The sequence below is a fragment of the Rhodococcus sp. NPDC003322 genome (assembly GCF_053589555.1).
The window spans coordinates 362,991-384,221 of sequence record NZ_JBSFSC010000003.1; the positions used below are offsets into that span (position 1 = coordinate 362,991).

The window sequence follows — 21,231 nt, forward strand, 5'->3', positions numbered from 1 at the left end:
GTGCGCCTCGACGTCATCACGATTTTCCCCGAGTACCTCGAACCGCTGCGAACGGCGTTGCTGGGCAAGGCCATCGACAAGGGTCTGGTGTCCGTCGGCGTGCACAACCTGCGCGACTGGACGCACGACGTGCACAAGGCCGTCGACGACTCGCCGTACGGCGGCGGGCCCGGCATGGTCATGAAGCCCACCATCTGGGGCGACGCGCTCGATGCGGTCTGCCCCGACGACGCCCTGCTTGTGGTCCCCACCCCGGCCGGGGTGCCGTTCACCCAAGCGACCGCCCAACGCTGGTCTCGGGAGAAGCATCTCGTCTTCGCCTGCGGCCGGTACGAGGGCATCGACCAGCGCGTCTTCGACGACGCCGCCCGCCGCGTGCGTGTCGAGGAGGTGAGCATCGGCGACTACGTGCTCATCGGAGGCGAGGCCGCGGTGCTCGTCATGGCGGAGGCCGTGGTGCGGCTGATGCCCGGCGTGCTCGGCAATCAGCAGTCGCACGAAGAGGATTCGTTCTCCGACGGGCTCCTCGAGGGACCCAGCTACACCCGGCCGGTCAGCTGGCGCGGACTCGACGTCCCCGAGGTGCTGCTGTCGGGCAACCACGCGAAGGTCGAGCAGTGGCGCCGGGAGCAGTCGCTGCGCCGGACCGCGGAGCGGCGGCCGGACCTGCTGCCGGATCACGGCGCCGGCCGGTAGACCTCCGCTACCCGATTCGCCCCTCCGGGAACAGGGTTCGCACCACCAGGGTCATCGTCTCGCGGGCGTGTGCGGCACTGGCATCGTCCGCCGCCGAGTCCAACGAGGTGTCGGGCAGCGTCGGGTACGCCTCCTGTTCGTCGCCCTCGGCCCCGCGGTCGGTGGCATCGGCGTAGTCCACGGTCTCGTGTGCCGCGACGACCAGCACGTACCGCGAGTCCGGCCCGACCACCGCCGTCGACACGTGGACCCAGCGGCCGGCCGTGCAGCACATCCAGCCCTGTTTGACCGCGACATCGCCGTCCTGTTGCGCGCCCAACGCCTCCGGGATGCCGAACCGCTGGTCGTAACCGTCGGCGGCGAGGGGACTGGACCGGCGCAGGTGCCCGAGGATCTCCGCGGTCGCGTCCGGTGCCAGTCCGCCTCCGCCGTCGAGGAATTCGGCGTAGTAGTCGACCAGATCGGCAGTGGTGGTCTCGGTGTTCCACCAGTTGCCGTCCCATGGCGGGCGCGTGTCGGGCAGTTGGTAGCGGTCGGCGACGGAGTCGACGATCGCGCTGCCGCCGTATCGGAGCCACAAGCTGTTCGCGGCGTCGTCGTCGGACCGTTCGAGCATGCGGACGAGCAGGTCCTCGTCCTCCTCCGAGATCGACGCGTCCTCGTGCAGCATCTCGTCCGCGATGAAAAGCTTGGCGACCGAGGCAGTCTCGACGACGTCGGTCTCGGCGGTGCCGAACCGGTCGCCGGTCACGCGGTCGAGCAACGTCACCGACGCGTCCGCGCCACGGGCAGAGGCGGCGGCGGTCGCAGCGCCGATCCGGGCCTCGATGTCGGCCGGCAGCGGACCCGAGGCGCGGGGCACCGGAGTCCACGTCGCGGCCATCGGCGGTGGCGGCGCAGCCGTCGCGGAGGAGGCGGGTGGTGCCGGGACGGGGGGAGGGTCGTGCAGCGTCGGCACCTGCTGCTCCGCCTGCCATGTCGGCGCGTCCGGTCGGGCGGGGAGGGTGGCCTGCTCGGACTCGGTCGGCACGGTGCATCCGCAGGCCCCGAGTGCGATCGCCGCGGCGAGTGCGATCGCCGCGAAACGCGCGCGCATGGGTGCCTCCTCGGTGCCGTGTCCGTGCCGGTGTCCCAGGGTAGGGGGCGGGCAATGGTCGCGGATCGGAATCCGGCCCGCCGCCATGGGACCGACCTACCTTGCTCGTCTCATCCTGCCGGACACCACCCGTCCGAGTACGGCCGCCGCCGCGGCGGCGCCGGCGCCCTCGGCCCACAGCCGCGGATTCGTGGTCCTCGGCTTCCTGTGCGCGGAGAGCGGCATCATCTCCAGGTGCACCGCCATGACGCCCGAATCCGGGTCGCGACCGAACACGACCGGGAAACTGCCCACGCCGAACTCCGAGAGGTCGAGCCGAAACGCGTAGGGGTCCGCCGGGTCGTCCGGGTGCAGCGGCAGTCCGCGCAGCAGGGGCGGGACCGGTCCGAGGAATCGGAAGGTCAGCCGGCCGCGGCGGACGAGAACCTCGAATCCGGCGCCCATCAGCGACCGCACCCGGGTGTCCGTGAGTGAGCCGGGGAGCTGATACCAGCCGCACAGCTCGTTCCAGAACTCGGGTCGCTGTGGGACATCGGTGCGGATCCCGTCGTCGGGCACGTCGATCAGCCGGCCGAGCAGGCCGCCCACCTCGACCGGCAGCCACATCCCTCCCTGCCGGGTCCCGTTCGTGAACGCCATGATCGCGACGCCGTCCTCCGGCGCGACGACGATCTGCGAATCGAACCCCGGCAGCAGGCCCTGGTGTTCGATGACGGCGTGCCCGCCCGGGTTCTTACGAAAGAACGCCAGGCCCATGCCCGGAATGCGGGGGTGGGGCCGGTACTGGGGCGCGAACATGCTCGCGAGCGTCGCCGACTGCAGGACGCAGCCGTGTTCGTTGCTGCCGCCACCCAGCAGTGCGGCGAGGTACCGACCCATGTCCCGTGGGGTGGAGAGCGCATTGGCGGCGCCCGCTGTCACCCACTCGCGGAACGGGACCACGCGGGCACCGTCGGGACCGAGTGTGTACCCGGTCGCCAGTCGGGCGGGGTCGACCTCGGAGCGCAGCAGGGTCGTGTCCGTCATGCCCAGCGGTGCGAAGACGTGCTCGCGCAGATAGCGGTGCAGGGGGATTCCGGTGACGTCCTCGACGATCTGCCCGAGTGTCGCCGGACCGTGGTCCCCGTACCGGAACACCGTGCCCGGCTCCGCGTCGAGGCGGACGCCGCCCCGATAGTGCTCGGCCAAGGTCGGCACCGGCCGCCCGGGCGCGATGCTCTCGCCGAAATCCCGCCGGAGAAGACCGGATCGGGGCGCCAGCTCCCCGATCCCGGCGGTGTGGGTCAGCAGGTGACGCAGGGTCGCCGGCCGCCATCCGGATTTCGACGGAACCAGTCGGTACGCACGCAGGTACTCGTCGGCGGGGGCGTCGAGGTCGACCAGCCCCTGCTCCTGCAGTTGCAGGATCGCGATCGCGGTGAAGGTCTTCGTGATGGAGGCGATCCGGAACACCGTGTCCTCGGTGATCGGAGCGTGCGCCGCGATGTCCGCCAGGCCGCTGGTGTGGAGGAACTCGGTCGACCCGTCGCGCACGATTCCCAGCGCGAACCCGACGGCCGGCTGACGGCCCAGGATTCCCCGGACGTGGGTCATGGTCTCGGTCGGATCGATTCCCGGCATCCGCGCACCTCCGGTCGGTTGACGAAACGACGTTCCGCGCCTCGCGCGCCGCACTCTCGAATCGTCGCACGCACCACCGTCGGTGGTGGCCGTACGCGACGGGCGTCGCGCGAGTGTGGTGTCGGTCGGCACCGGTAGGGTTCCCCGATGTGACGACTGCTCTCAAGACCGTGAACCAGCGCATCGCCGAGGAACTCGACGTCCGGGAGGAGCAGGTCCGCGCGGCCGTCGATCTCCTCGACGGCGGTGCGACGGTCCCGTTCATCGCCCGGTACCGCAAGGAGGTCACCGGTGGCCTCGACGACGTGCAGCTGCGGCAGCTGGACGAACGCCTGCGCTACCTCCGTGAACTCGACGAGCGCCGGGCCGCGGTCATCGAGTCGATCCGGTCGCAGGACAAGCTGACCGACGAGCTCGAGGACCAGCTGATGCTCGCCGACACCAAGGCGCGGCTCGAGGACATCTACCTGCCGTACAAGCCGAAGCGGCGCACCAAGGCCCAGATCGCCCGCGAGGCCGGACACCAGCCGGTCGCCGACACCCTGCTCTCCGATCCGTCCGTGGACCCCGCCCAGTACACCGCCGAGCAGCTCGACGGCGCCCGCGCGATCCTCGTCGAACAGTTCGCCGAGGACGCCGACCTGGTCGGTGAGCTGCGCGAGACGATGTGGCGGCGCGGCCAGGTGAGCTCCTCGGTCCGCAAGGGCAAGGAGACCGAAGGCGCCAAGTTCGCCGACTACTTCGAGTTCTCCGAACCGTTCGAAAAGCTGCCCTCACACCGGATTCTCGCGTTGCTGCGCGGCGAGAAGGAAGAGGTGCTCTCGCTCAGCCTGGACGCCGACACCGAGGAACCGGTGCCGGGGGAGCCGTCCGTGTACGAGGGCCGCATCGCCGCCCGGTTCGGTGTCGCCGACCGGGGCCGTCCCGCCGACCGCTGGCTGCTCGACACCGTCCGCTGGGCGTGGAAGACGAAGCTGGCGGTCAGCCTCGGCATCGACACCCGGATGCGCCTGCGGCAGTCCGCCGAGCAGGACGCCGTCGACGTGTTCGCGGCGAACCTCAAGGACCTGCTGCTCGCCGCGCCCGCCGGCACCCGCGCCACCATGGGCCTCGACCCCGGATTCCGCACCGGCACGAAGGTCGCGGTGGTCGACGCCACCGGCAAGGTCCTCGCCCACGAGACCATCTACCCGCACCAGCCCGCGAACAAGTGGGACCAGTCCCTGGCCACCCTCGCCGGGCTCGCCGCGAAGTACCGCGTCGACCTCGTCGCCATCGGCAACGGCACCGCGTCCCGCGAGACCGACGCTCTGGTCGCCGATCTGATCGCCAAGTTCCCCGATGCCGGGCTGACCAAGGTGATGGTCTCCGAGGCGGGGGCGTCGGTCTACTCGGCGTCCGCGTACGCCTCGCAGGAACTGCCCGACCTGGACGTGTCGATCCGCGGCGCCGTTTCGATCGCGCGTCGGCTCCAGGACCCGCTCGCCGAACTGGTGAAGATCGACCCGAAGTCCATCGGTGTCGGCCAGTACCAGCACGACGTGTCCGAGTCGCTGCTCGCGCGGTCGCTGTCCGCGGTCGTCGAGGACGCCGTGAACGCCGTCGGCGTCGACGTCAACACCGCATCGGTGCCGCTCCTGTCGCGGGTGTCGGGCATCGCGGGTTCGCTCGCGGAGTCGATCGTCGCGCACCGCGACGCCAACGGACCGTTCCGGACCCGCGCCGCGCTCAAGGACGTGCCCCGGCTCGGGCCCAAGGCATTCGAGCAGTGTGCGGGCTTCCTGAAGATCACCGACGGCGACGACCCGCTCGACGCGTCCGCCGTGCACCCGGAGGCGTACCCGGTGGTGCGGCGCATCGTCGACGCCCAGGGCTCGACGGTCAAGGAGATCATCGGCAACACGACGGTGCTGCGGTCGCTGCGCCCGCAGGAATTCGCCGACGACCGGTTCGGCGTCCCGACCGTCAGCGACATCATCGCCGAACTCGAGAAGCCGGGCCGCGACCCGCGACCGGAGTTCAAGACCGCGACGTTCGCGGCGGGCGTGGAGAAGGTCGCCGACCTCAATCCCGGCATGGTGCTCGAGGGTGTCGTCACCAACGTCGCCGCGTTCGGCGCGTTCGTCGACGTCGGTGTGCACCAGGACGGCCTGGTACACGTGTCCGCGATGTCACACAACTTCGTCAAGGATCCGCGCGAGGTCGTCAAGTCCGGTGACGTCGTCAAGGTGAAGGTGATGGAGGTCGACGTGCCGCGGCAGCGGATCGGCCTGAGCCTGCGCCTCGACGACGAGCCCGGTGCGCCGAAGCAGTCGGGTCCGCGTCAGGGCGGCCAGCAGCACCGCTCGGGCGGCAACGGTGGCGGTCAGGGTGGTCGCAACGGCGGTGGGCGCGGCAACGGCAACGGCGGCGGTCGGGGCAACGGCGGGCAGCGTCAGGGCGGGGGCCGGTCCGAGCGGCCGGCCAACGGATCGATGGCCGACGCCCTCCGCAAGGCCGGCTTCGGGAAGTAGGCGCTGCGCACTCGTGCGCACTTGTGGTGGCGGGAGCCACCACAAGTGCGCACGCGGCGGCGTGGCCGCTAGTACCCGCCGATGCCCTTGCCGATCATCACGACACCGATGACCAGCAGCAGCGTCGCCATCACGGCGGCGTTGTTCGCAGTCAGCCACACCTTCAGGTTGTTCAGCCAGCCGGTTACCCGCTCACGCGCCGCGAAGTAGGCGATCACCGGCACCGCCACCGTGCTCGCCGCGATGACGGTGAACACGATCCCGGCCACGGTCAGCACCGAGCCGCTGACGCCGAGCTGCGCGACGGCCACCGCCGCGCCGACGATCATCAGCAGGTTCTTCGGGTTCACCACGGAGAGCACGACACCGAGTCCGAGTGCCTTGCCGGGCGTGACCTTGTCGATCGCGGCGAGCCAGGCCGGCATCTTCGGGTCCTCACCGGGCGCGGGGCGGTCCTTCCACTGCTTTGCGGCGAGCAGGAGCAGCAGCACACCCAGCACGATCTTGATCGTCGCCGTGGTGGCGTTGCCGTCCGAGGACGAGCTCAGTCCGACGGCACTCGCGATCACCACGAGCACCGCGTAACCGACCGCGATACCCAGGACCCAGCCAGCGGTGAAACTGGTGGCAGTGGTGCCCGCCTTCGGGGTCAGGAGCATGAGGATCGCCGCGATGATCGGGATCGGGCTGATCGCGACGCCGAGCGCGAGGGGGAGGATGTCACCGATTGCAGTACCCATGCCCAGATCTTCGGCGGAGGGTCTCGTACCGACACCATCCGTGATGGGTGAGATGCTGTGGCAATGGTGACCAGCGGGGCGCGCAAGGACATGTCGTGGGTTCCCGGTGGCGTGTTCTGGATGGGTTCGGAGGATTTCTATCCGGAGGAACGTCCCGTGCACCAGGTGCAGGTCGACGGGTTCTGGATGGACACCCACCCGGTGACGGTGGCCGAGTTCCGCCGCTTCGTGAAGGACACGGGGCACGTCACCATTGCCGAGACCGCGCCCGACCCCGCCGACTACCCGGACGCCGACCCGGGCGACCTGGTGCCCGGTTCGCTGGTGTTCACCCCGCCGCCGGGGAGGGTCTCCCTCGACGACTACCGGCAGTGGTGGTCGTGGGTGCCCGGGGCGGACTGGCGCCGCCCCGAGGGACCCGGCAGCAACGTCGGTGGGCGTGAACGGCATCCGGTCACCCACGTCGCCTACGCCGATGCGCTCGCCTACGCGGCCTGGGCTGGCAAGGAGTTGCCCAGCGAGGCGGAGTGGGAGTTCGCGGCCCGCGGCGGCCTCGACCGCAAGACCTACGCCTGGGGCGACGACGTCACGCCCGGCGGCCGGTACCAGGCCAACACCTGGCAGGGTGAGTTCCCCTGGCAGAACCTGGCCGAGGACGGTTTCGTCGGCACCTCGCCGATCGGGTCGTTCCGTCCCAACGGGTACGGCCTGGTCGACATGGCCGGCAACGTGTGGGAGTGGACGACGGACTTCCACACCGCCGACCACGGCGCGTCGGGACGCAACGTCGCGCCTGCGAGTGCCTGCTGCATTCCGCGCAATCCGCGGGTGGAGGCGGCGGAGGTGCGGGCCGGCGAGGTGTATCCGCGGCGGGTGATCAAGGGTGGCTCGCACCTGTGCGCGCCGAACTACTGCCTGCGCTACCGCCCGGCGGCCCGGCAGGGGGAGACCGAGGAGACGTCCACCTGTCACGTCGGCTTCCGGTGCATCGTCAGGGGCGAAGGGCCGGCCTGATGCGGCACTGGCTGGAGGACGAGATCGTCGCACGCGGCCGGTTGCCGCTGTTGTTCTTCCTGCTCGGCTTCATCGCCGGTTTCGTCTTCATCCGCTTCAGCGTCCGCATGATCCGTGCGAAGGTCCGGTGGTGGCCGGGCAACGTGACCCCTGGCGGTCAGCACGTCCACCATGTCGTCTTCGGGGTGGTCGCGATGCTCGTGTCGGGGGTCGGGCTGATCGCGATCTACGAGGACGGCACGCAGGCATCCGGTGCGGTGCTCGCCGCGTGCTTCGGCGTCGGTGCCGCGCTGGTGCTCGACGAGTTCGCGCTGATCTTCTACCTCAAGGACGTGTACTGGGCCGAGCAGGGGCGTGCGTCGGTGGATGCCGTGTTCGTGGCCGTCGCCGTCACCGGCCTGCTGCTGCTCGGGGCGCGGCCCGACGCGATCGTCAACCCGTCCGACTTCCGGGACAACCCTGAGCTGTGGGTGCGGGCCGTGCTGGCCGTGCTGTCACTGCTGAGTCTCGCGATCGCGGCGGTCGTGATCGCGAAGGGCAAGATCTGGACCGGTCTGTTCGGCATGTTCTTCTTCCCGATGCTGCTGGTCGGCGCCATCCGGCTGAGTCGACCCGGGGCGCCTTGGGCCCGATGGCGGTACACGGACAAGCCCAGGAAGATGGCGCGGGCGATTGCACGGGAGAAGCGGTACCGGCGGCCGATGATCCGCGCGAAGATCTACGTGCAGGACCTCATCGCCGGCAAACCGAGCGTCGAGCACGCGGTGACGGCGACCGAGCAGGAGTTGGAGCGGACCGTGCGGGCCGCGCCGCCCGTCGGGCATGGCGGCCGGGACGGCGTCTGACGGGTGATTTCGCCTGGGAACAGCCCGTCTGGCACAATTGACGGGTTGCCTGCACAGGCGCACCCATTGAATCGGAGTACGAACCAGCCGAGCATCGCGGATCCGCGGTGCCGCTCGGGTCCTCTGCTCGTGCGAAGAAACGCAAGGATGGATCAACCGATGAACACACTGGACTTCCTGGACGCCCAGTCACTCCGTAGCGACATTCCGGAGTTCCGTCCCGGCGACACCTTGAACGTGCACGTCAAGGTCATCGAGGGCTCGAAGGAGCGCGTGCAGGTCTTCAAGGGCGTCGTGATCCGGCGTCAGGGCGGCGGCATCCGCGAGACCTTCACCGTCCGCAAGGTGTCCTTCGGCGTCGGTGTCGAGCGCACCTTCCCGGTGCACAGCCCCAACATCGCCTCGATCGACGTGCTCACCCGCGGTGACGTGCGTCGCGCCAAGCTGTACTACCTGCGCGATCTGCGTGGCAAGGCCGCGAAGATCAAGGAAAAGCGCTGAGCGTTCGCGCGCAAGCGCACTGAGCTCTGGCTCACAGTGTTGGCCCGGCCCGGAATTTCTGGGCCGGGCTTTCCGCTTTCGAGCGAAGGTCGACGCGTGGGGGGCGAAGTGCGACGGGAAGCCGTGACCACGTAGCCCTCGTGCTGCTGTGCCAGTAGCAGCAATCGGAAGTGCGCAGACGCTAACCTGTTCCAGTGGTAGATACCCCGCAGGAATCGACGGCGCCGGGCAGCGGCGCCGATGGCCCCGACAGTGCGTCGGAGCGGCCCAAGAAGAAGCCCCGCTCGTTCTGGCGGGAACTCCCCATCCTCATCGTCGTCGCGTTGCTGCTGAGCTTCGTGTTGCAGACGTTCATCGCGAGGGTGTACCTGATCCCCTCCGAGTCGATGGAACCCACCCTGCACGGCTGCGCCGGCTGCACCGGCGACCGGATCCTGGTCGAGAAGATCAGCTACCGCTTCGGGGACCCCGATCCCGGCGACGTCATCGTGTTCAAGGGTCCCGATTCGTGGAACGGCGAATGGTCGTCCACCCGGTCCGACAACGTGGTGATCCGCGGCGTCCAGGAGTTCGGCTCGTTGGTCGGTCTGGTGCCGCCGGACGAGAACGACCTCGTCAAGCGGGTCATCGCGACCGGAGGCCAGAAGGTGGAGTGCTGCGACGAGCAGGGCCGCGTCCTGGTCGACGGCAAGCCACTCGACGAGCCGTACGTGGTCAGCGACTTCCCGTTCACTCCCGGCATCCAGACGTGCGACACCCCGATCAAGTCCGGCCGCTGCTTCGGCCCGTACACCGTGCCGGAGGGCAACGTGTGGGTGATGGGCGACAACCGCAGCAACTCGGCGGACTCGCGCTACCACGTCGGGGACGAGTACAACGGAACCGTGCCGATCGACAACGTGATCGGCAAGGCCGTCGCGATCGTGTTGCCGCCGTCGCGGTGGGGCACGATCTCCTCGCCCAACCCCCAGACGAACTGATCCCGAGACGAACTGACACAGAAGAATTGACCAGTTGGCCACCGCGCACCGTCATCCGCAGAGCATCCGGGCTGCGGACGATGGAGTCTGCGCTGATCCGGACGGGTCTCGGCCCGGTCGCCGGGGTTGACGAGGCGGGCCGGGGGGCGTGCGCGGGACCGTTGGTGGTGGCCGCGTGCGTCCTCGGTCCGAAGCCGCATCGTGCACTCGCCGGGCTCGACGACTCGAAGAAACTGACCGAGCGGGTCCGGGAGGAATTGTTCCCGGTGATCCAGCGCCTCGCCCGAGCGTGGTGCATCGTCGAGATCCCCGCCGCCGAGGTCGACGCGCTGGGCGTGCACGTCGCCAACATCGAGGGCATGCGCCGCGCCGTCGCCGGCCTGTCCTCACCGCCGGGTTACGTTCTGACGGACGGATTCCGGGTGCCCGGACTGGCCGCGCCGTCGCTGCCGGTGATCGGCGGTGACGCGTCCGCCGCGTGCATCGCGGCGGCCAGCATCCTGGCCAAGGTGTCCCGGGACCGCACCATGGTCGCGCTGGACGAGGACCTGCCCGGGTACGGCTTCGCCGGGCACAAGGGGTACAGCACACCCGTTCACACCGCGGCGCTGAGCGCCCTCGGACCGAGCCGCGAACACCGCATGTCGTACGCGAACGTGCGGGCCGCCGCAGGCGTCGGGACGGGTGCGATGTACACCGCCGCGGTCGGTGCGGGATGATGGGGCGTCAGGTCCGGACACCGGGCTGCCTGGACCAGCGAACAGCAGGAGGACAACGAAACCGATGAGCGCCGAAGATCTCGAGAAGTACGAAACGGAGATGGAGCTCTCGCTCTACCGTGAGTACAAGGACATCGTCGGCCAGTTCGCCTACGTCGTCGAGACCGAACGGCGGTTCTACCTCGCGAACTCCGTCGAATTGGTGCCGCACAACGCGGACGGGGAGATCTACTTCGAGGTACGGATGGCCGACGCCTGGGTGTGGGACATGTACCGGCCCGCCCGGTTCGTCAAGCACGTGCGGGTGATCACCTACAAGGACGTCAACATCGAGGAACTCGAGAAGTCCGACCTGCGGCTGCCCGACAACGGCCCGTTCGGGTCCTGAGCTCCGCGCGGCCCGGGATCACGCGGTCCGGTCAGGCCAGCCGGACTCCGTTCTCGACGAAGACGGTGCGCAGTACGAAAGCGGCCTCGCCGCCGAGGATCTCCTCGACGAGCACCAGGTAGCGGTCGACGAACTCCGGGCCGTGCGGCGCCAGATCGGCGCCGTCCGGTTCGAGGTGGTGCGCCAGCTCGTGCAGGACGACCAGTTCCCGCAGTGCCCAGCGGGATCGGCCGCCCACGACGGGCACGGCGAGGGTGGCGGTGCCGGGTTCGTAGTGCGCCGCCTTCGCGCCGGCGCGCGTCCGCACCGTCACCGGCACCGCGGACCGCGGCCAGCGGGCACGGACCCAGTTCAGGGTCAGCACCCGGTCCGCGTAGTCCTGCACCGACTCCACCGACGCGAAGCGACGCTCGACCGGCAGGGTCAGGTGCGAGCCGAACAGTTCGAGCTGCCGCCCGGTGCCCCGGTCGGCGCGGTCGAAGATCCCGCGCACCACCGATTCCGCGTCGTACACCAGCGAGCGTTGGCTGTCGCGGACACTCACGCGAGCCGCTTCCGTGCGCCGGGCAGTTCCGGATTCGCCCCCAGCCGGGCGTCCCGGCCGGCCCGGTCCCCGGCCCGGCGGGCCTTGTCGGAGCGGGCGACGCTCGCCTGCGCGCCCCGCCAGGTGCCACGCGCCTTCGACGTCTGCGAGTAGAAGTCGCGCAGCTCGATCTGCTTGTCCCGCAACACGAGTGCGGTACCGGTCGGATCGGTGTTGCCGGTGTCGGTCCGCACGGCGTCCGCTTCGGCCTCGCGTTTGGCGGTGGCGAGGCGTTCGCCGATCCGTGCCGCGAAGGCGAGCTGGAAGTTCAGCCGGGCGGTCACGCCGGCGACGGGGCGGTGCGCCCCGGACCGGATGTACGCGTCCGACGCCCGGACCATCTGCATGAGCAGCGAGGCGTACAGCGTCTGACAGGCGTCGATGTCGGTGTCGAACCCGTACGCGAACACCTGCGTGGAATTGTGGGCGACGTCGCACTGCACGTCGTTGGCCGCGGCGATCGCCACGAACAACTGCACGTAGGTGCGCAGTCCCTTGCGTCCCGGTTCGCCGATCGAGATCGCCCGCTGCACCGGGGTGGCGCGGCGTTCGCGGGACGCGGTGTGCGCGCGGGCCACGGCCAGGTCAACGGCGGTGGCGGTCGCGAGCCGCTGCGCGGCCTCCATGAACGCCTGCGCCTCGTGCGGGTTGTCGGTCGACTCCGCCTGCCGTAACAGCCCGCCGATCCGGACCAGCATCTTCTCCGAACTCACCCGGTCGAGAGTAGCCGGAGGGTGCGACGGCGGTGCCCTCCCGCGAACCTCGCGGTGCGGCACCCGTGCGCCGGCGTGAGGTCGGACACGGTGCGTCAGGACGCGAAACCCGCCAGATCCGCGATGAGCTCCGAGACGGTCGCCCTGTCGACGTCGTCCAGGGTCCCTCCGCGAAGGTTCACCGAGACGAGCTTCTGGTCGGGATACCCGTCGTACGGGCTGCCCGTTCCCATCCCCGGTTCCAGTCCGAGCAACACCGACACCTCGTCGCTGAGCCGATACAGCAGCCCCTGACCCCAGGACGCGGGGTTCTCCCACACGGGTTCCCATCCGCGATACGTCAGCCGCAGGGCCTGACTCGGTGTCGCGGTCACCCCGGTGAATCGCGACAGTCCGCTCCCGTCGGTGTCACCGGGCAGGGGGTGGTGGACGGTACGGCCGAGTTGGGGAAACGGTTGCGCAATGTCGTGAGCGGCGAAGACGTCGGACCAGGCGCCCACGATGTCGGGTATGTGGGCGGGGTGCACGAGCCCGATCGGGCCGTCCGGCAGGGCGACCGCGCGGTCCTCGACGTCGGCGAGCGTGTTGTCCTCCGCGACCCGGAACACGACCACGGGACGGGAGTTCTCGTCGAACGAGGCCCACAGCAGGCGGCGTGCCATGTGCACGAGCACGGGATGACCGAGAACGAAGTCGGTGAATTCGTCTCCGCTCCAGCGGCGCCCGGTGACCATCGACCGGTTGAACCGCTTGATCTGCTCCGCGGCGACAGTTTTCGCCTCACGTTTCAGTTCCGAGAACCGCTTCTTCGCGTCCTCGGCCAATGCCGGGTCGTCCCCGGCGCTCGCCTTGGGGAGTCCGGCCGTCTTCGTGCCGGCCTCGTCGAGGACGAACGGCACCAGTGCCTCGGTGAAACCCACGGCGAACGTGCGCGATCCGAAGTCGAACGTCATCGTTCCCTCGGGCGTGAGATCGAGATCGGGCACGGTGCGGTCCGCCAGTTGCTCGGGGTCGAGCCCGAGATCCTGGGCCACGTCCGCGACTCGTTGCCGGGCACCGTTCTTCAACGACTTGAACTTCATCTTCCGGGAGATGCGATCGAGTTCGGTCAACGCCCGCGCCGACCCGCGTGCGGCGAGCGCATCGAGCCCGAGTTGAGCTCGGGCGGTGCCGTTCTCGCCCGGCCACCGCCGGATGAGTGGTGCCAGCCTGGCGACGGTCGAATCGTCGCCGAGCCAGCCCAGGGCGAGGATCACCCAGTTGTCCTTCGCCGGGGCGCCGGCTCCCCACCAGCGTTCGAACAATTCCCATGCGGCCGCGGCCAGCGATGTGCGATCACAGAACGCGGCGACGACGTCGAGTCCGGCGTACGGGGCGTCCGCGGTCCCGATCGCGCACATCGTCAGCAGGGTCGACACGGCGGAGGCGGGGAGCGCCGCGGATCGATCGGTCGTCAGAATCGGCGGCAGCGACTCGATGTCCGCCCACGCGGGAATCTTGGGGATCCTCTTGGGTAGCGCCTCGAGCGGGTCGAGATCGACCAGGTTTCCCAGGATCTTCGCGGCGTCGGTTCCGTACCGCTCGGCGCCGTCGACCACCGTCTCCCGAGCGGTGGCGCGGGCCAGCGCTCGCAGGGCGGCGGTGGCGTGATCGCGTTGCGGCCCTACCGGTCCCACCGCATCCGGAGCCAGCAATGCGACCGCGTCCGCGGCGTGTCGCACGAGCCACGACAGTGCCGGTCTGCGGAGATTCTTGCGGGTGGCGAACATCGTCGCGTGCAGCCGCGCGACGTCGATGTCGACGTACGGCATCAGGTACGGGGCCGCGGCGCCGGGATGCGCGCGGGCGAACTGCAGCATCAGCGGCAGGGCGTCGAGTTCGTAGCGGGCCACGACGCGAAGCGGGTCCTTGAGCGACGTTCCCGCCCAGTCCGTGAGCAGCGGTCGGGCAATCTCGTCCGGGGCGATCAGGAAGATCACCCAGGCGTCCCACTCGTTCACACCCTGCGCGGTCGTCTCGCGGACGTACTGCCGGTACTGCTCCCACGTGGTGTACCAGTAGTCGTGCGGAGTGTTCCGCAGCTCTTCGAGTTCGCCCGGTAGCCAATCGATTCGGCGAACAGCGGGGGCGACGAGCCCGTCCAGCACGGTCGGCGGGGTCGGCTTTCGCCTCTTCGACCACGGCGGGCTGACCAGGATCGAGGGAAGATCGGTCGCCTCGGGCGCCGTCGTCGTCAGTTCCTCGACCCGGCGCCGGGCCCACGTGGGGAGGGTGTCCGCCAGCTCGGCGGCCAGGGCCGGATGTTCCCGGACATGGCGGTCGAACAACCCCGAATCGGATCGGGCCAGGATCTTGAAGGCGCGGCGCGGGTAGTTCTCCATCGCGTGCAGCACCGCGGGAAGTGCGTTCTTCAGCTGCGCCCGGTCGACCAGTGCGGCGAACGCGTCCTCGGTGGGGATCGACGACAGTGCGTGCAGGATGCGCAGCCGGATCTCGTCGTCCCGAACGCTGCGGTAGGGGAATTCCGTGTCGAAGGCGGTGGTCAGTGCCGTCGCGACGTCGGCGCCGACACCGTCGACCACGCCCGCCAGAACCGCTTCGTCGTCGAGCCACGCGTGGCGCCCGTTCCGGCCGATCACCCGCCCGAGTTCGGCGGTCGTGTTCGACGACACCACGAGATGGGTGCGCCAGTGGTATGGGACCTCGTCCATCCCCATGATCAGCTCGTTGGACCAGTCCCGTTCGGTCGGGAAGAGGTACGTCGCGGTGAGGCTCCGGATCGTGTTCGTGCGCAGCCCCGATGCCGCATCGCGCGCCGCGGCGTAGTCGTCGTCCGACGCGGCGGCCAGTAGTGCGCGCATGCGGTCGAGCATGTGTTCGCGGACGGTGTGGCGCACCTGCTCGTTCAGGTCGCCGGTCTGCGTGAGCACGTCGCGCATCACGTGGCTCGGCGGGCCGACTTCCGCCGACGACTCGCGATTCGATCCGATGCCCCCCACCACGAAGGTCACGAAGACGAAGTCGGCGTTCTCCGGCACCGGCACCCGGGTGCTGACCTGCCGCATGTCGGATGCCTGCAGCAGTGCCTCGACCGCGAACGGCACTCCGTGCCTCGCCGCCCACCCGTCCACGACGAGTGCGCCCGTCTCGGGCGTCGTGAATCGCGTGAGCAGGACCATCAGTGCGGCCGCACCGACCGGCGAGTACTCGCCGGCCTGGTAGCGGCGCGCGGCGGCGGCGAGCGCGTTGGGATTGGGATCTTTCACCAGATCCCAGGCGGCCCATTGCAGATGCTGTTCGTTGGACTCGATCTCGTGGTCGAGGACCGTGCCCGCGTCGGGGTCGACGGGGGCGACGTCGGCCGCGAAGCCGCCCCGCCGCGGATACTTCACGGGAATCCACGAGGCGGGTGGCGCGAAGGCGGACTCGTCGTCCCGGGCGTCGGTGGTCGTCCTGTCGCTCACGAAGCTCCTCGAGGTCCCGTCCGGTTTCTTCGGACGCTTCCCGCGAAGGTAGCGACGGGGTCCGACAGGAGATCGCTGTTGCGTCTCGGTCGTCAGGCGCGGAGGTAGGCGAGCACCGCGAGGACCCGCCGGTGACCCGCATCCGACGCCGACAGTCCCAGCTTGGCGAAGATGTTGCCGATGTGTTTGCTCACCGCGGTGTCACTGACCACCAGTCGCGCGGCGATCGACGTGTTGTCCAGGCCCTCGGCCATCAGACCCAGGACCTCGGACTCGCGTGGGGTGAGGGACCGGATCGGGTCGTCGGCGCGGCGCCGGCTCATCAGCTGCGAGATCACCTCGGGGTCCATCACCGTCCCGCCCTCGGCGACGCGGCGCAGAGCGTCGGTGAACTCGGCCACCCGGCCGACGCGTTCCTTGAGGAGATAGCCGAGACCGCTCGCGCCGTCCGCGAGCAGCCCGCTGGCGTAGCGGTCCTCGACGTACGCCGAGAGCACCAGAACCGGGAATCCCGGCCGCCGCCGCCGCGCCTCGGCCGCCGCCAGCAGTCCTTCGTTGGTGAACGTCGGCGGCATTCGGACGTCGAGCACCGCCGCGTCCACCGAGTCGAGGGTCTCGAGGAACGAGTCGGGATTGTCCACCGCGGCAACGACATCGAACCCCTCGCTGCGCAGCAGCAGGGCCAGGCCCTCCCGCAGCAGTGCATCGTCCTCGGCGATCGCTATGCGCACGGCAACTCCACTCTCAACGTCGTCGGTCCACCGACCGGGCTGTCCAGTTCCACTCTTCCCTCGAATGCCCGTGTCCGGCGACGGATCCCGGCGAGGCCACCGCCGTCCCGTTCTCGCGCTTCGCCGCCGCCGTCGTCGACGACCCCGATCGTGAGGACGTGTCCTGCCTCCGCCGCTTCGGTCCGCACGGTCACCGCGACCCGGGCCGCGCCGCTGTGCTTGACCACATTGGTCAGGGCCTCCGCGACCACGAAGTATGCCGCGGACTCGACGGCGGCAGGTACCCGCGCGAGCTCGTCCACGTCGAGCACGCACGGCACCGCGCAGCGCCCGGCCAGCGCCGACAGGGCGCCGTCGAGGCCCAGTTCGTCGAGGATCGGGGGGTAGATGTCGTGCACCACGGTCCGCAGGCTCGCGAGCGCATCGGCGGCGGCCTCCTGCGCCCGCGCCAGCTGCGGCAGTGCCTGCGCCGGATTCGTGGTCAGGGAGCGTTCGGCGAGACCGAGCATCATCACCACACCGACGAGTCGATTCTGGGCGCCGTCGTGCAGATCCCGTTCGATGCGCCGTAGTTCGGCGGCATGCGCGTCCAGCGCGGCCGCCCGGCTCTCGGTCAGCTCGCTCACCCGCGCCGCCAACTCCGATTCGCGTGCCGGCGCCAGGAGCCTGCGGGTGAGCGCGGACAGGCCGCGAGCCATCGCCGGGACCAGCCACAGGGCCAGCCCTGCGTAGAGCGCCGCGACCACGGGCATCGCCGCGGCGGTCCACCAGGACGTCACCGGGAACGGGTTGGTCACCGGCTCCTCGGGCGGCATTGTCGACCAGTAGGCCGGGACGAGCAGCGAGTTCAGGACGCCGAGGGGGAGACCAACGGCCAGCGCACCGGCAATCGGCGCGAGGACGCCGTGCAGGACCACCCACCACGCGTCCCGCCGCGTGGACGGTGCCGTCAGCAACCGTCGCGCGTCGGCGAACGTGGGCTCGCCCGGGATCGGGGGATACCGCTGCGGCACCGTCTCGCCGACGAACCGACCGATACGAAGCCGGGCCAACCCCGCCCACCACCGCAGCAGTCGCACCGCGTGCGGTGCCGCCAGCCAGCCGGGACCGATCACGGTGAACACGACGAGCAGCACGCCGACGGGGAGCAGCGCCAGGGACACGAATCCGGCCAGCCCCTCGATGACCAGGAAACGGGTCGCCCGCCACCACCTGCGCAGGATCCCGGTCATCGACATGGACCCCAGCATGCCGCACCGGGCCGGGCCGGACGGTACAGCCAGCTACACCATTGATCGGGTACCACGGTGGATCGGCAGGATGCAGCAGCGTCAATAGCGTTGGGAGTCATGCAGACATCAGCAGTGACCCCGGTCCGGGTCCCGTCCGGGACCGCTCTCCGGCTCGACTCGGTGACCAAGACGTACGGCTCCGGCGCGGCGGGCGTCACCGCCTTGCGCGGAGTGGACCTGCATCTCGCGCGGGGCTCGTTCACCGCGGTGATGGGGCCGTCCGGCTCCGGGAAGAGCACCTTCCTGCACTGCGCGGCCGGCCTCGACCGCCCGACGAGCGGATCGGTGTGGCTCGGTGGCACCGACATCTCGCGGTTGAAGCCGAAGGCGCTCACCAGGTTCCGCCGCGACCACGTGGGCTTCGTGTTCCAGGCCTACAACCTGCTGCCCGCGCTGACGGTAGAGCAGAACATCACCCTGCCGTTGTTGCTGGCGGGCCGGTCCGTCGATCCGGCCTGGCTGGACTTCGTGGTGGACGCTGTCGGACTGGCCGAGCTCCGTGGGCGCAGGCCCGCGGAGATGTCCGGTGGTCAGCAGCAGCGGGTGGCCATCGCCCGCGCCCTCGTCACACGTCCCGACGCGGTGTTCGCGGACGAGCCGACCGGAGCACTCGATTCGCGGACCGGCCGCCAGGTGCTCGACCTGCTGCGGCGGACCGCCACGGACCTCGACCAGACCGTGGTCATGGTCACACACGATCCCGTCGCCGCCGCGCACGCCGACCGGGTGGTGTTCCTCGCGGACGGCGTCTTCGTCGGTCACCTGGACCGGCCGACGCCGCAGCAGGTCGCCGACCACATGACCCACCTCGGGGAGTGGTGACGATGAGGGCACTCGCCAGGGCCGGTGTCCGCGAGCACCGCGGCGGCTTCGTCGGCATGTTCGTCGCGGTCCTGTGTGCCGCGATGCTCGTCACCGGACTCGGGGTGCTGATCGAGTCGGGCATCCGCGGCGGGGTGGCGCCGCAGCGCTATGCCGGTGCGGACGTCGTCGTCGGCGCGTCACAGCGCCTGGCCGTCCCGGAGGACATCGATCAGGCGCTGCCCGAGCGGGCGACGTTGCCTGCGGGTGTGGTCGGGGAACTCGCGGCGCTGCCCGGCGTCGGCCGGGCGGTGGCCGACACGACCGTCCCGCTGTCCTGGGCGGGGCGGCCGGTGCAGGCGCACGGCTGGTCCGCGGCGGCGATCACCCCGTACGAGATCCGGCAGGGCCGGGCCCCCGGGATCGCGGGCGAGGTGGTCGTCGACGACCGACAGCCCGCCCGGCTCGGTGACCGGATTCCGCTGGCACACGGCGGCATCGGAGCGGAATACATCGTCGTCGGCGTCGCCTCCGCGGGGGACGGCGACACCCCGGACCGGGCGGCGCACGTCTTCGTCGCCGACTCGCGTGCCGCGGAGTTGTCACCGCGCCCGGACACCGTGGACGCGATCGCGATCGATGCGGCCGACGGCACGTCGGTGGGGGACCTGGTGAACGAGATCCGCCGGGCCGCGCCCGAACTCGAGGTCCGCACCGGCGCCGCCCGAGGCGATGTCGAGTTCCTCGACTCCGGTGCCGCGCGAGGCGAACTCGTCATGATCGGAACGTCCTTCGCGGGCACCGCGGTGCTGATCGCGATGTTCGTCGTGGCCACCACCCTGTCGCTGACCATCGCCAGGCGCAGGCGCGAATTCGCGCTGCTGCGCGCGGTCGGCGCCACCTCCCGGCAGATCCACCGGCTCGTCGGCCACGAGGTGCTGCTGGTCGGCGCCGCCGCGGCCGCGCTGGGCACGGTGCCCGGGTATCTGCTCGCCGGGCTCCTGCGGTCACGGTTCGCCGCCGTCGGGATGCTGCCCGCCGACTTCGGCCTGGCATGCGGCCCGCTTCCGGCAGTCGCGGCGGTGGTACTGAGCGTGCTCACCGCGCGGATCGCCGCGGCCGTCGCCGCCCGCCGACCCGCACGGATCGACCCGGTCGACGCACTGCGAGAGGCGTCGGCCACCCCGGCCACGCTCGGCCGTGGCCGGGTGATCACCGGGCTCGTCCTCGGCGCTCTCGGCCTCGCCACGTCGATGCTGCCGGTGGTCGTGCACGGCCCGGCGGCCGTCGCCGGTGCCGCGAGTTCGGCTGTGCTGCTGATGATCGCCGTGGGACTGCTGGGGCCACGACTGGTCGCCGGCGCGGTGTCCGCGATCGGGGGACCGCTGCGAAGGTCGGGCCGGCCCGCACTGTTCCTCGCCGCCGCGAACACCGGCAGCAATGCGCGTGGGCTCGCGTCGGCGATCACCCCGCTGGCGCTCGCGATCGGGCTCGGGTGCGTGCAGGTGTTCGCCCAGACGACCGTCGCGGCGGAGGCGAACCATCAGGCGAGGGAAGGCGTCACCGCCGACTTCCTCGTCACCGCCCCCGGTTCCGGCCTCTCACCGGGCGTCGGCGCCGCGGTCGCCGCGCTGCCGGGAGTGTCGGCCGCGAACCCGATCACCCGAAGCCAGGTGTTGATCCCGCACGGGGTGGGGGAGGAGTCGGTCACGGAGCGGTACGCGCTGCAGGGCGTCGACCCCGCCGCGGCAGCGGACACCATGGACCTGAAGGTGACCGACGGCAGCCTCGCCGGGCTCGCCGCCCCGGACGCCGTGGCGCTGAGCACCGATGCCGCGCAGACGATCGGAGCCCGCATCGGGGAGACCGTCGACCTGTACCTCGGCGACGGCACCCCGGTCGCCGCGACGGTGGTCGCCACCTATGGCCGGGGGCTCGGATTCGGTGACGTCACGATGGCCGGCACCATCGTCCGGGCGCACACCACCAGCGGGCTCGACGACTCGATCCTCGTCCGCACCGAACCCGGCAGGCAGGCCGAGGTCGGGCAGGCGCTGACCGCGGCTGGCCTGGAGGCCGCCGACCGCGCTGCACTCGGTGCCGCGGGCGAGCAGCAACGGGACGCGCAGTCGTGGACCAGCCTGATCGGACTCGCCGTCCTCCTCGGCTACCTCGCCGTGGCCGTCGTGAACACGCTGGTGATGTCGACCGTGGAGCGAGGACGCGAGTTCACCCTGCTTCGGCTGGTCGGGTCGAGTCGGCGGCAGGTGCGGGCGATGATGCGGGCCGAGTCGGTGATCGTCGTCGTGATCGCCGCGGTGGTCGGCACCCTCATCGCGCTGCCGCCGCTGGTGGGCGTGAGCATCGGGATCTCCGGGCAGCCGATCCCGGCGATCTCCCCGGCCGTGTACGGCGGGATCATCGCCGCGACGGTGTTGCTGGGAGCGCTCGCCATCGCGATCCCGACGCGGGTCGCGGTCCGGAGGACCTGACCGATTCGGCACGGCGTGGTCCTTGTCCACAGCCCCTGATTTC

18 protein-coding genes are annotated in these 21,231 nt (G+C 70.4%); 10 read left to right on the forward strand and 8 right to left on the reverse strand.

Going from position 1 to position 21,231, the window contains the following annotated elements; genetic code table 11:
• The gene (gene trmD / locus ACWDUM_RS13905) at positions 1–696 is read left to right on the forward strand and encodes a tRNA (guanosine(37)-N1)-methyltransferase TrmD (RefSeq protein WP_450134414.1); all 696 of its coding nucleotides are present in this window, start codon (positions 1–3) and stop codon (positions 694–696) included.
• A gap of 7 nt (positions 697–703) precedes the next feature.
• Here the strand turns inward: trmD and ACWDUM_RS13910 are convergent, their stop codons facing one another.
• Both ACWDUM_RS13910 and ACWDUM_RS13915 read right to left on the reverse strand, forming a co-directional pair.
• Positions 704–1,792: a hypothetical protein gene (locus ACWDUM_RS13910; protein ID WP_450134415.1), complete on the reverse strand. Its 1,089-nt coding sequence runs from the start codon at positions 1,790–1,792 to the stop codon at positions 704–706.
• A gap of 96 nt (positions 1,793–1,888) precedes the next feature.
• Positions 1,889–3,412 (reverse strand): serine hydrolase domain-containing protein, encoded by a 1,524-nt coding sequence (locus ACWDUM_RS13915; protein WP_450134416.1) that lies wholly within the window; start codon positions 3,410–3,412, stop codon positions 1,889–1,891.
• Positions 3,413–3,561: 149 nt separating this feature from the next.
• Between ACWDUM_RS13915 and ACWDUM_RS13920 the strand changes: the two genes are divergently transcribed.
• Positions 3,562–5,925, forward strand: coding sequence for a Tex family protein (locus ACWDUM_RS13920; protein ID WP_450116888.1), 2,364 nt, complete (start codon positions 3,562–3,564; stop codon positions 5,923–5,925).
• A 68-nt stretch (positions 5,926–5,993) separates the two neighbouring features.
• Here ACWDUM_RS13920 and ACWDUM_RS13925 read toward each other — a convergent pair whose 3' ends face one another.
• Positions 5,994–6,665, reverse strand: coding sequence for a GAP family protein (locus tag ACWDUM_RS13925; RefSeq protein ID WP_450116238.1), 672 nt, complete (start codon positions 6,663–6,665; stop codon positions 5,994–5,996).
• Between the two features lie 90 nt (positions 6,666–6,755).
• On the opposite strand from ACWDUM_RS13925, the gene ACWDUM_RS13930 reads away from it, so the two are divergent.
• The 6 genes from ACWDUM_RS13930 (at position 6,756) to ACWDUM_RS13955 (ending at position 11,112) form a co-directional block, all read left to right on the forward strand.
• Positions 6,756–7,679 carry a formylglycine-generating enzyme family protein gene (locus ACWDUM_RS13930; protein WP_450134736.1) on the forward strand — a complete coding sequence of 308 codons (924 nt, stop codon included), beginning with the start codon at positions 6,756–6,758 and terminating at the stop codon, positions 7,677–7,679.
• A complete protein-coding gene (locus tag ACWDUM_RS13935; protein WP_450134417.1) occupies positions 7,679–8,524 on the forward strand; it encodes a hypothetical protein in 846 nt (281 codons plus the stop codon). The genes ACWDUM_RS13930 and ACWDUM_RS13935 overlap by 1 nt, the downstream gene beginning before the upstream one ends.
• Positions 8,525–8,683: 159 nt before the next feature.
• Positions 8,684–9,025 carry a 50S ribosomal protein L19 gene (gene rplS, locus ACWDUM_RS13940; RefSeq protein WP_450116236.1) on the forward strand — a complete coding sequence of 114 codons (342 nt, stop codon included), beginning with the start codon at positions 8,684–8,686 and terminating at the stop codon, positions 9,023–9,025.
• A 194-nt stretch (positions 9,026–9,219) separates the two neighbouring features.
• The gene (gene lepB / locus ACWDUM_RS13945) at positions 9,220–10,005 is read left to right on the forward strand and encodes a signal peptidase I (protein ID WP_450116235.1); all 786 of its coding nucleotides are present in this window, start codon (positions 9,220–9,222) and stop codon (positions 10,003–10,005) included.
• 26 nt (positions 10,006–10,031) lie between these two features.
• Complete coding sequence (locus tag ACWDUM_RS13950; protein WP_450116234.1) at positions 10,032–10,724, forward strand: ribonuclease HII; 693 nt, start codon at positions 10,032–10,034, stop codon at positions 10,722–10,724.
• 64 nt (positions 10,725–10,788) lie between these two features.
• Positions 10,789–11,112, forward strand: coding sequence for a DUF2469 domain-containing protein (locus ACWDUM_RS13955; RefSeq protein ID WP_345343313.1), 324 nt, complete (start codon positions 10,789–10,791; stop codon positions 11,110–11,112).
• Between the two features lie 31 nt (positions 11,113–11,143).
• Here ACWDUM_RS13955 and ACWDUM_RS13960 read toward each other — a convergent pair whose 3' ends face one another.
• The 5 genes from ACWDUM_RS13960 to ACWDUM_RS13980 all read right to left on the reverse strand — a co-directional run bounded on the left by ACWDUM_RS13960 (position 11,144) and on the right by ACWDUM_RS13980 (position 17,841).
• Complete coding sequence (locus ACWDUM_RS13960) at positions 11,144–11,656, reverse strand: TIGR04338 family metallohydrolase (protein WP_450134418.1); 513 nt, start codon at positions 11,654–11,656, stop codon at positions 11,144–11,146.
• Positions 11,653–12,408 carry a DUF2786 domain-containing protein gene (locus tag ACWDUM_RS13965; protein ID WP_450134419.1) on the reverse strand — a complete coding sequence of 252 codons (756 nt, stop codon included), beginning with the start codon at positions 12,406–12,408 and terminating at the stop codon, positions 11,653–11,655. The genes ACWDUM_RS13960 and ACWDUM_RS13965 overlap by 4 nt, the downstream gene beginning before the upstream one ends.
• Before the next feature lie 95 nt (positions 12,409–12,503).
• A complete protein-coding gene (locus tag ACWDUM_RS13970; protein WP_450134420.1) occupies positions 12,504–15,872 on the reverse strand; it encodes a DUF4132 domain-containing protein in 3,369 nt (1,122 codons plus the stop codon).
• A 92-nt stretch (positions 15,873–15,964) separates the two neighbouring features.
• Complete coding sequence (locus ACWDUM_RS13975; RefSeq protein ID WP_450134421.1) at positions 15,965–16,603, reverse strand: LuxR C-terminal-related transcriptional regulator; 639 nt, start codon at positions 16,601–16,603, stop codon at positions 15,965–15,967.
• Positions 16,594–17,841 carry a sensor histidine kinase gene (locus ACWDUM_RS13980; RefSeq protein ID WP_450134422.1) on the reverse strand — a complete coding sequence of 416 codons (1,248 nt, stop codon included), beginning with the start codon at positions 17,839–17,841 and terminating at the stop codon, positions 16,594–16,596. Before ACWDUM_RS13980 ends, ACWDUM_RS13975 begins: the two co-directional genes overlap by 10 nt.
• 111 nt (positions 17,842–17,952) lie before the next feature.
• Between ACWDUM_RS13980 and ACWDUM_RS13985 the strand changes: the two genes are divergently transcribed.
• Both ACWDUM_RS13985 and ACWDUM_RS13990 read left to right on the forward strand, forming a co-directional pair.
• Positions 17,953–18,717 (forward strand): ABC transporter ATP-binding protein, encoded by a 765-nt coding sequence (locus ACWDUM_RS13985; protein ID WP_450116228.1) that lies wholly within the window; start codon positions 17,953–17,955, stop codon positions 18,715–18,717.
• A 2-nt stretch (positions 18,718–18,719) separates the two neighbouring features.
• On the forward strand, positions 18,720–21,188 hold the full coding sequence (locus tag ACWDUM_RS13990; RefSeq protein WP_450134423.1) for an ABC transporter permease: 2,469 nt from the start codon (positions 18,720–18,722) through the stop codon (positions 21,186–21,188).
• The last annotated feature ends 43 nt before the right edge of the window (positions 21,189–21,231 follow it).

Bases quoted from the DNA above. Each gene is read 5' to 3' on its own strand.
- ACWDUM_RS13910 (WP_450134415.1), bottom strand. From the start codon at position 1,792: ATGCGCGCGCGTTTCGCGGCGATCGCACTCGCCGCGGCGATCGCACTC.
- ACWDUM_RS13915 (WP_450134416.1), bottom strand. From the start codon at position 3,412: ATGCCGGGAATCGATCCGACCGAGACCATGACCCACGTCCGGGGAATC.
- ACWDUM_RS13925 (WP_450116238.1), bottom strand. From the start codon at position 6,665: ATGGGTACTGCAATCGGTGACATCCTCCCCCTCGCGCTCGGCGTCGCG.
- ACWDUM_RS13930 (WP_450134736.1), top strand. From the start codon at position 6,756: ATGTCGTGGGTTCCCGGTGGCGTGTTCTGGATGGGTTCGGAGGATTTC.
- ACWDUM_RS13935 (WP_450134417.1), top strand. From the start codon at position 7,679: ATGCGGCACTGGCTGGAGGACGAGATCGTCGCACGCGGCCGGTTGCCG.
- rplS (WP_450116236.1), top strand. From the start codon at position 8,684: ATGAACACACTGGACTTCCTGGACGCCCAGTCACTCCGTAGCGACATT.
- ACWDUM_RS13955 (WP_345343313.1), top strand. From the start codon at position 10,789: ATGAGCGCCGAAGATCTCGAGAAGTACGAAACGGAGATGGAGCTCTCG.
- ACWDUM_RS13980 (WP_450134422.1), bottom strand. From the start codon at position 17,841: ATGTCGATGACCGGGATCCTGCGCAGGTGGTGGCGGGCGACCCGTTTC.
- ACWDUM_RS13985 (WP_450116228.1), top strand. From the start codon at position 17,953: ATGCAGACATCAGCAGTGACCCCGGTCCGGGTCCCGTCCGGGACCGCT.
- ACWDUM_RS13990 (WP_450134423.1), top strand. From the start codon at position 18,720: ATGAGGGCACTCGCCAGGGCCGGTGTCCGCGAGCACCGCGGCGGCTTC.